Source organism: Alcanivorax sp. HI0083 (assembly GCF_001635175.1).
Window position 1 is genome coordinate 1 of sequence record NZ_LWFX01001308.1, and the last position, 5,108, is coordinate 5,108.

Below are 5,108 nucleotides of genomic sequence, written 5' to 3' on the forward strand. Positions count from 1 at the left end.
GTGTGATCACACACCAACCATGGACGAGGTAACCATTATGCTTGGATGGGCTCTGACATTTCTTATCGTGGCAATTATTGCCGGCGTGCTCGGCTTTGGCGGTATCGCCTCCGGCGCGGCGTCCATTGCCAAAATTATTTTCTTCATTTTCCTGGTCTTGCTGGTCGTCAGCCTGGTGGCCAATGCGGTGAGAGGCCGCGGCCCAAAAATCTGACCACCGCATCACCGCAGGGCTATGGCCAAGCCATAGCCCTCCACTTTCATGTTCTGACATCTGGTCGCCGTTAATCGACAACCCCGCAAGGGAAAGGTCACGACAACCGTTGGTGCCATTCCTGTAAAGCGACCAGTTGTTTGGCTACCATTTCGCGGGTTTTTTCATCCACCAGATCGCCCTTGTCATCACATTTTTCATGGGCAGCAGACACAAACACTTCCGGTTTGTTCAGTGGATGCATATCCAGAAACACCAACACCTGGCGCAAATGATACTGGCTGCGGCTGGTGCCCATGCCTCCCATGGAGGCGCCCATGATCGCCACCGGTTTGCCGGCAAAAATCCCGCCGGGCACCCGCGACAACCAGTCGATCGCGTTTTTCAACACACCGGGGATGGAATAATTGTATTCAGGGGTAGCGAACAGCAACGCATCCGCCTGAGCGACCTGCTCCGCCAGCGCGACTACGGTTGCCGGTCGGTTGTCACCATCATCATCGCCGTTATACATGGGCACATCGGCGATCTCGCCGATGGTGATCGTCATGCCTGATGGGGCCAATGCCTGGGCCGCTCGTACCAGCCCCCGGTTATAGGATTGCTCCCTGAGACTGCCTGCTATCGCCAGAACCTTCATGCCATTACTCCCTGTTTTCTGAATCGGTCAACGCAAAGCCACACTGTAGCGAATGCGCATCCCAGCTTCCTCCACACTCGCGCTAGTGACAAGCCATAACCATCATCATCGCCGGGCCATTTATCCCCCATATGGGTGACGCATTTCTGTCACGCCCCGCTTACCATTCCTGAACGATTCACGGATAGCTGCTCGCAATGCCCATTGATATCACCCACTCCAACGCGCCCTTTATTCCCGGCCCGGCTCTCTATCAGCAGCTGGCCATTCTTAATGGCCTGTTGATCCTTGGGCTGAGCGACAAGAGCAGTGAGGCACAACAGATTCAGCATTTGAGTCTTGATCATCAACAACACATCACGCTGTTTCGTGGCAGCAGCCAGAGCCGTTTTGGTATGGCGTTCCGGTTTCATCGCCAGGATGTGGAGCAGATTGAAGGGGTGACACTGGAAGACGGGCGAGGGCATCTGCTGTTGCACACCCGGCCGGCGGCGATTCAGAGCCTGACGTTTATGCCCGGAAAAACCGCCACGGATACCGGCTACAACGCCGGCACCCTCAGCAGTGTGGATTTGTTGGTGCCGGCCAACCGGCTGGAGCAGGCGCAAGCCGCGCTCACTCGCATCTTTCGAATGGCAGGCTCCAGCTGGTCCCCCGGCCTGCCACCACATTGGCAGGGCGGCCAGGGGTAGCGGCAACGTTTATAGCAACGAAGGCTCCGCCGTCAGCGTACCATCGCGATAATCGCGCAGGGCCTGATTGATTTCTTCCTGCGTATTCATCACGAAGGGGCCGTACTGTGCAATCGGTTCGCCCAACGGCTTTCCCGCCAGCAACAGCAAGCGCGCACCGTTTTTTCCCGCCACCAGGGTGACACTGTCACCATCGGTGAAGGTGGCCAGGTGATCGGTCTCCACCGTTTCCCCTGCCACCCTGACGCGGCCTTCGAACAGATACAGAAAAGCGTTATAGCCCTGCGCCAGCGGAACCGTAAGCGTTTCCTCCGGGCGCAACACCACGTCCAGATACAACGGGTCCGCCTTGCCGCCTTTCACCGGAGCGCTGAGCGTCTGCCCTGCAAGGGTTACCTCTCCGGCAATGGCCTTGACCTGGCCGCCGCTGGCCAGATCCAGTCGCGGGATCTCATCGTCGCTAATATCCCGATACCCGGCAGGCTGCATTTTTTCCGCCGCCGGCAGGTTGATCCACAACTGAAAACCGCGCAGTAAACCGTCTTTCTGCTGCGGCATTTCTTCATGAATAATGCCACGGCCAGCGGTCATCCATTGCACGCCTCCCTGCTTGAGATCCCCTTCATTACCGAGATGATCCCGGTGGCGCATATGCCCTTCCACCAGGTACGTCACCGTTTCAAAACCCCGATGCGGGTGGGGCGGGAAACCGGCAATGTAGTCATCCGGGTTGTCGGAGGAAAACGCATCCAGCATCAGGAACGGGTCCAGTCGCACGGCCGGGTTAGAACCCAGCGCCCGCTTCAGACGAACGCCAGCACCATCGGATGTATCCATTGCCCGAATCGTATTGAGAATTGTGCGTTCCATGGGAACCTCCTGTGTTAAGCCTGACGCCAGATGCCGGACGCCCGACAAAACATCGCCAGCGTCTCGCCTGTGTCAGGCGCTGATAATTTCTCGCTCGCCCAGGCGTTCGCGGCCGTGGGGCGTGGTCCAGTCCAGTTGCGGCCCGATGGAAATAATCCCGTGGGGATTCACCGTCGGGTGGCTGCAAAAATAATGGTGGCGAATGTGCGTCATGTTCACCGTGTCCGCCACGCCGGGCAACTGATAGATCTCTTTCAGCAAGCCCTGCAAATTCGGGTAATCGCTGATCCGCTGACGGTCGCACTTGAAGTGCGTGACATACACCGGGTCAAAGCGAACCAGTGTGGTCCACAAGCGGATGTCCGCTTCGGTTAAGGTGTTACCCACCAGGTAGCGTTGTTTGCCGAGCAAGTCCTCCAACGCATCCAGGCGCTGGAACAAGGTCACCACAGCGTCGTCATAGGCCTCCTGGCTGGTAGCGAAACCCGCCTTGTAAACGCCATTGTTCACATCGTGATAAACGCCTTCGTTAATGCTGTCGATTTCTGCTCGCAGCGCCCGGGGATAATAATCGCCCGGGGTGGCACCCAGCCCATCGAAGCTGCTGTTGAGCATGCGGATAATGTCAGCCGATTCATTACTGACAATAGTGCCGCGCTGCCTATCCCACAGCACCGGCACCGTCACCCGGCCGGTGTAGTTGTCATCCGCTTTCAGGTACAACTCATAGAGCTTGCTAAAACCATGAAGCGGATCACCGGTGGCGCCGTCAAAATCGTCGCGCAGCTCCCAGCCGTTCTCCAGCATGTGCGGGTGCACCACAGACACGCCAATATGGTCCTGCAAGCCTTTCAGCGCACGCATGACCAGAGTGCGGTGGGCCCACGGACAAGCCAGGGACACATACAGGTGGTAACGCCCGCTTTCCGCCGGGAAGCCACCATCACCACTGGGCCCGGCGCTGCCATCGGCAGTGACCCAATTACGGAACTGACTTTCCGAGCGCTTGAAACGCCCACCGGTGCTTTTGGTGTCGTACCACTTGTCCTGCCACTTTCCGTCGACTAACAGTCCCATGGTTATCTCCTTGCGTTGACTATCGAGGAGCGAATAACGAGGAGCGAAAGGCAAAACGCTTGTCCTGATTTTCGAAACTTGTTACTCGCTTATTGTCACCAGCGTGTTACCCCGCCAGCGCCGCCTGTGCTTCGCTCATGGCTTTCTCTTTAGTCTCGTCACCCATGTTCAGCCCCTCCGCGTAAACGAAGTTCACATCGGTGATACCGATAAACCCGAAGAACAACTTGATATACGGCGTTACCGTATCGTTCTCGGTGCCGGCATACAGCCCACCCCGGGCCGCCAGCACCGTCACGGATTTATCATCCAGCAGGCCCAGCGAACCGTTTTCGGTATAGCGGAAGGTGATGCCCGCCCGCGCCACATGATCGATCCAGCTTTTCAGCTGGCTGGGAATGCCGAAGTTGTACATGGGCAGGCCCAATACAATGTGATCGGCGGCTTTCAGCTCGTCGATAAGCGCCAGGGAAAAGGCGTCCACCGCCTGCTGTTCATCGTTGCGCTGCTCGGGCGGTGTAAAAAAGGCGCTGACGCGATCGCCGTCCAGATGCGGAACCGGATCCGTGGACAGGTCACGAACGACCACGGTGGCCTGCGGATGCTGTGCTTTCAGCGCGTCCAGCTGCGCATTGACCAGCGCAGACGAATTGCCGTTATCACCAAACACACTGCTTTTGATCACCAGAATATTCATAACCCTAACTCCCTTTATTCCTGCAGCCGGCCCGGTGGTCGGCATGATTGTTTCGATGGGTCTATTGTGGTTTCAGTAAATAAGATATAAAACGGGATAAAACTGCACATTTAGCTCAGGAATTTCGATATGTCAGCCAAGATTACCCTGGATCAATGGCAGGCCCTGCTCGCCGTGGTGGATGAAGGCGGCTACGCCAGTGCCGCTGAGGCCCTGGACAAGAGCCAGTCGGCGATCAGTTACGCCGTGCAGAAGATCGAAACCGAGCTGGGCGTGCGCGCCTTCACTCTGGAGGGGCGCCGCGCCAAGCTCACCGAAACCGGGCAGATGCTGTACCGGCAGGCCAAGGTACTGGTGGAAGAGGCCAACCGCATCGAAAGCGCCGCCATCCAGCTGAGTCAGGGCTGGGAGCCGCTGGTGCGGGTGGCCGCCGACGGCCTGTTCCCCCAGCACTGCATGCTTTCCGCGCTGGATGCCTTTGCCCAGCACAGCCCGCTGACCCGGGTGGAGTACAGCGAAACCATCCTGTCAGGCTCCGATGAAGCCCTGCTGCGCAAGGAAGCGGATTTGGTGGTGGGCGGGCGTGTGCCACCGGGGTTTTTCGGCGACCCCTTGATGCGGGTACGCTTTCTGGCGGTGGCCGCCGCCGACCACCCGCTGGCCCTGGCCGATCACCTGACCCACGAAGACCTCCGCCAGCACCGCCAGATCGTGATCCGCGATTCCGGCAGCCGCCGTATTGATTCCGGCTGGCTGGGCGCCGAACAGCGCTGGACCGTCTCCCATTCTTCCACCCGCATCGCGGCGATCCGCCGTGGGCTGGGCTTTGCCTGGGTGCCGGAGGCCGAAATCGGCGACGCCCTGGAGACCGGTGCGCTGAAGATACTGGCCCTGGATGAAGGCGTGGAGCGTATGGTG

Annotated in this window: 7 protein-coding genes; 3 read left to right on the top strand and 4 right to left on the bottom strand. The window is 58.6% G+C overall.

The window, feature by feature from the left end; translation table 11 throughout:
- Positions 1 to 37: 37 nt before the first annotated feature.
- Positions 38 to 214, top strand: coding sequence for a DUF1328 domain-containing protein (locus A3754_RS19515; RefSeq protein WP_082872236.1), 177 nt, complete (start codon positions 38 to 40; stop codon positions 212 to 214).
- Positions 215 to 311: 97 nt separating this feature from the next.
- Here A3754_RS19515 and A3754_RS19520 read toward each other — a convergent pair whose 3' ends face one another.
- Positions 312 to 854, bottom strand: a complete 543-nt coding sequence (locus tag A3754_RS19520; RefSeq protein ID WP_063521030.1) for an NADPH-dependent FMN reductase — start codon at positions 852 to 854, stop codon at positions 312 to 314.
- A gap of 197 nt (positions 855 to 1,051) precedes the next feature.
- On the opposite strand from A3754_RS19520, the gene A3754_RS19525 reads away from it, so the two are divergent.
- Positions 1,052 to 1,546, top strand: coding sequence for a hypothetical protein (locus A3754_RS19525; protein ID WP_063521031.1), 495 nt, complete (start codon positions 1,052 to 1,054; stop codon positions 1,544 to 1,546).
- Positions 1,547 to 1,555: 9 nt separating this feature from the next.
- Here the strand turns inward: A3754_RS19525 and A3754_RS19530 are convergent, their stop codons facing one another.
- The 3 genes from A3754_RS19530 to A3754_RS19540 all read right to left on the bottom strand — a co-directional run bounded on the left by A3754_RS19530 (position 1,556) and on the right by A3754_RS19540 (position 4,190).
- The gene (locus A3754_RS19530; RefSeq protein ID WP_063521032.1) at positions 1,556 to 2,416 is read right to left on the bottom strand and encodes a pirin family protein; all 861 of its coding nucleotides are present in this window, start codon (positions 2,414 to 2,416) and stop codon (positions 1,556 to 1,558) included.
- Between the two features lie 72 nt (positions 2,417 to 2,488).
- Positions 2,489 to 3,493 (bottom strand): glutathione S-transferase family protein, encoded by a 1,005-nt coding sequence (locus A3754_RS19535; protein ID WP_063521033.1) that lies wholly within the window; start codon positions 3,491 to 3,493, stop codon positions 2,489 to 2,491.
- A gap of 106 nt (positions 3,494 to 3,599) precedes the next feature.
- On the bottom strand, positions 3,600 to 4,190 hold the full coding sequence (locus A3754_RS19540; RefSeq protein WP_063521034.1) for an FMN-dependent NADH-azoreductase: 591 nt from the start codon (positions 4,188 to 4,190) through the stop codon (positions 3,600 to 3,602).
- A 129-nt stretch (positions 4,191 to 4,319) separates the two neighbouring features.
- Here A3754_RS19540 and A3754_RS19545 point away from each other — a divergent pair.
- Positions 4,320 to 5,108 (top strand): LysR family transcriptional regulator (locus A3754_RS19545; protein ID WP_063521035.1); only part of this gene is annotated, 789 nt, incomplete at its 3' end.